Source organism: Succinivibrio sp. (assembly GCF_045124615.1).
GTDB classification, from domain to species: domain Bacteria; phylum Pseudomonadota; class Gammaproteobacteria; order Enterobacterales; family Succinivibrionaceae; genus Succinivibrio; species Succinivibrio faecicola.
Map to the genome: position 1 here is coordinate 1 of NZ_JBGVMC010000246.1, position 3,021 is coordinate 3,021.

Below are 3,021 nucleotides of genomic sequence, written 5' to 3' on the forward strand. Positions count from 1 at the left end.
TGAAACAAAGTCCTCATTGCCAAGTGGCAATGGTTTGAATGTCTTTTCGGTCATTTTTATATCCAGAATATATAGTAACTATATGTATTTTAGCTGAATTTACAGTTAATTCAACTTTGTATATTCGATATTTATTGAGCCTAATACAGATGTATATTTAAAGTATTTATCAGATCTTTATTTTATTATTCAGATGAACAAAATTACAATAATCCTATGCAGACATGATTACATATCAGCGCAAATCTAATTACCTGTTTTGGTTTGATTCTCAAGTGTATAGTAGTGAAAGCGGTAGCGTAGTCTTACAACTCCAGCTCTTAAAGCCTCACAGCTTATAAGCTCTAAAGACTGTCCTTTGCAAGGCAACTCGTCAGAATTTCCTTTGTATTCAAAAATTGAGCTTACACCAGAAAGTCCGTCAAGTCCTGGATAAAGAACTATATAAAGTTCATCAATAAGACTCTGTTTTAGAAATGATCCGTTTAAAACTCCGCCTCCGCATAAAAGAACATTTTTCAGACCAAAATCTGAATAGAGACTTGATAGAGCTTCTTTTAGCTGATAGCCATCAGCACCTGCAAAAGTATACGAAATTTCTTTTTGTCTTAAAAATTCCAGATACTCTTCACTAGCACTATCATAACCTAGTACAACAAGCAGATCGTTTCCAAATATGTTGTTGTTTTCATAGGCTATTGTTCCTTTTGGATCAAATACAGCAGCAATTCTTCCGTGTTTTCTGATCCCCAAAAAAGGTTTTGCCTTGTTTATTTTTGTGAAGGAACTTTTACAGAATTTTTTATTACAGTGATGTCTGAATACAGCACTACGACCAATAAGGCAAACCTCAGGATTTATTGATGCTAAAGTTTCGTTATAGACGTCAATCTGACCTTCTCCTGTCTTATCAAAAAGAACAGACCATCTTGATTCATCAATTCTGCCGTCAACTGAGCATTCCATAAGACAGGTAATTTTCTGCATTGTCATAGCTATGTACTTTTATTTTGGTGTATAGGCATAGTTTGACACACTTCTAAATGTGATTCTAGGATCTTAAGTGACATCCTACCCTACCTGTAGAGGTAAGGGATTCCTGTTCGATAGCTCTAATGAGCTAAGCAGTGAGCTTTTACCTCACAGCAGGCTATCCCCGAGTGCCCCTCGGTTCTTTTTTTTTATTTTACTATAATTCATATATTATTTACAGCCTCTATTGTGGAGCAATTCATCCCAACCACCTATAGAGGTGGGGAATTCTTGCTAGATAAAGTTAAATAATTTTAGCTTAAGTTAACCTGTTTTATCTTTGTCATCAGATCACACGCTTTGTTAATGTCGTACTAGCTGATCTTGCTGCATCACCTGCAACTGTTGATATTGACTTGATATTCATATCTTTTGCTCCATTTCCTGTATATCTGACAAGAGAGCCTATTAAGGATGGAAGATAACCTGATACGCAGAAGATAAAAAGTGCAGTAAACAGAAGATAGATAAAGTCATCAATTACAAGAGGATCGGAACTTACCTGTCTTTGCTCAAAAGATAGCATTATTTTCTCAAGTAAGGTTGTAGTTGCCTTGAATATAACATTGTAGGTCATAAGTGAGAGAGCAAGTGATATAACTGTTTTTAGATAGTTTGCAGCAAAGATCCTTGTTTTGCTGTATGCACCGAATCCAAGAACAATAACACCTATAGTACACAGTACATAGGCTCCAATGAACGTTGCACAGTAGCGAATGACTACAAGACAGAGCAGTATCATAAATACGAAAGTTATTATTCTGAACATGACAGATACTGTGGTAGACAGTACCATTGAATTTAAGATGTTAGATATCCTGCCTGTAATATTGAATATAAGATCGATAAGTTCAGATGGTCCTTGTTTTTCACTTGAAACAATAGAGCATAATGAATCTACGATACTAATTCCAATAGTCTCTCCATTGTTTAGTAAAAAAAGATATATACCAGTAATAAGTGTAAGTTTTACCATCTCAAGAGAAAAACTCATATAGTTTCCTGAACGGAAAATAAGTTTTAATCCCTGAAGGACAATTGCAATTGGTAAAAGAAGAAAAAACAGTCTTGTTGCAGCCTGTTTTATAGGCTCAGCTGTAAGTCTTACCTCATTTATAAAATGCTCTGACAGAGAGCTTAGAATATTATCTGCATTCAGGGCCTGTGCCGATGCATACTCAGGAAGTAAAAGAAAAGTTAACAGGACAAGCAGACTTAATATTCTTCTCATTTTATATCTCCAAGCAATGAAGACATATGATCAGATCGGACATTAGTATCTGCTTTCATTGCCTTGCTGTCTGCAAGTGCTGTCAGATGAGCTTTTTCTTTTTCATTTGCCAATATCTGAGCTTTGAGCTTTGCAAGATTACTTATCTGGGTATTTAAAGCTACAAGGACATTTGCCTGTGTGGTACTTACCTTTGTCAGAGCATCAATAGAGCTGTTCAGTCCTTCACTGCTTTGTGCCTCCAATGAAAGCTCATTTAGTTTTTCAATGCTGTCTATAAGCGTTGATTGAGTGTTTTTAGCATTCTCTTTTATAAAGGCTGAAAGCTGAAAATCGTTTTTTTGCAACAGTGTATTTATCTTTTTGAAATTGCACTGACCGTCAGATAAACACATTGACCAAGCTAAAGCTCTTTGTTCATCAGCATTCATTTGTGATTGTGTCTGTGAATTTCTTGCAAATGCATAGCTTGCCTCAAGGAGCAAAAGGTAATCCTTTGTAAGACTCTTAACCTTTTCCCAGGATTTCTTGTTATAAAAAGTGCTGTTTTTCTCATTTTTTCTGTTCTGCTCATTTATGCTGTTTTTAAGTTCACTCAGATCTTTTGTATTTTTATCAGACATCTGCTTTAAAACATCAAGACCTTCATTTAACTGACTGATAATTGAACTGGTCTTTGCCACAACCACTGATGATGTGTATTCTCTGCAAAAGGCAAAAGAACAGAACAAAGAGAAAAAAATTGCACAAAAAAGTTT

Annotated in this window: 3 protein-coding genes; all 3 read right to left on the reverse strand. The window is 35.2% G+C overall.

What is annotated here, in order from left to right; genetic code table 11:
* Nucleotides 1-246: 246 nt before the first annotated feature.
* Entirely contained in the window at nucleotides 247-993 is a 747-nt protein-coding gene (locus ACJML3_RS06440; protein WP_406021647.1) for a dihydrofolate reductase family protein, read from the reverse strand.
* A gap of 325 nt (nucleotides 994-1,318) precedes the next feature.
* A complete protein-coding gene (locus ACJML3_RS06445; protein WP_406021649.1) occupies nucleotides 1,319-2,263 on the reverse strand; it encodes a type IV secretion system protein in 945 nt (314 codons plus the stop codon).
* Nucleotides 2,260-3,021: hypothetical protein (locus ACJML3_RS06450; RefSeq protein WP_406021651.1), on the reverse strand; the 762-nt coding region annotated here is incomplete at its 5' end. The genes ACJML3_RS06445 and ACJML3_RS06450, both read right to left, overlap by 4 nt.

What these genes read in the sequence shown, in the direction of transcription:
- ACJML3_RS06440 (WP_406021647.1), bottom strand. Translation starts at nt 993, where the DNA reads ATGACAATGCAGAAAATTACCTGTCTTATGGAATGCTCAGTTGACGGC.
- ACJML3_RS06445 (WP_406021649.1), bottom strand. Translation starts at nt 2,263, where the DNA reads ATGAGAAGAATATTAAGTCTGCTTGTCCTGTTAACTTTTCTTTTACTT.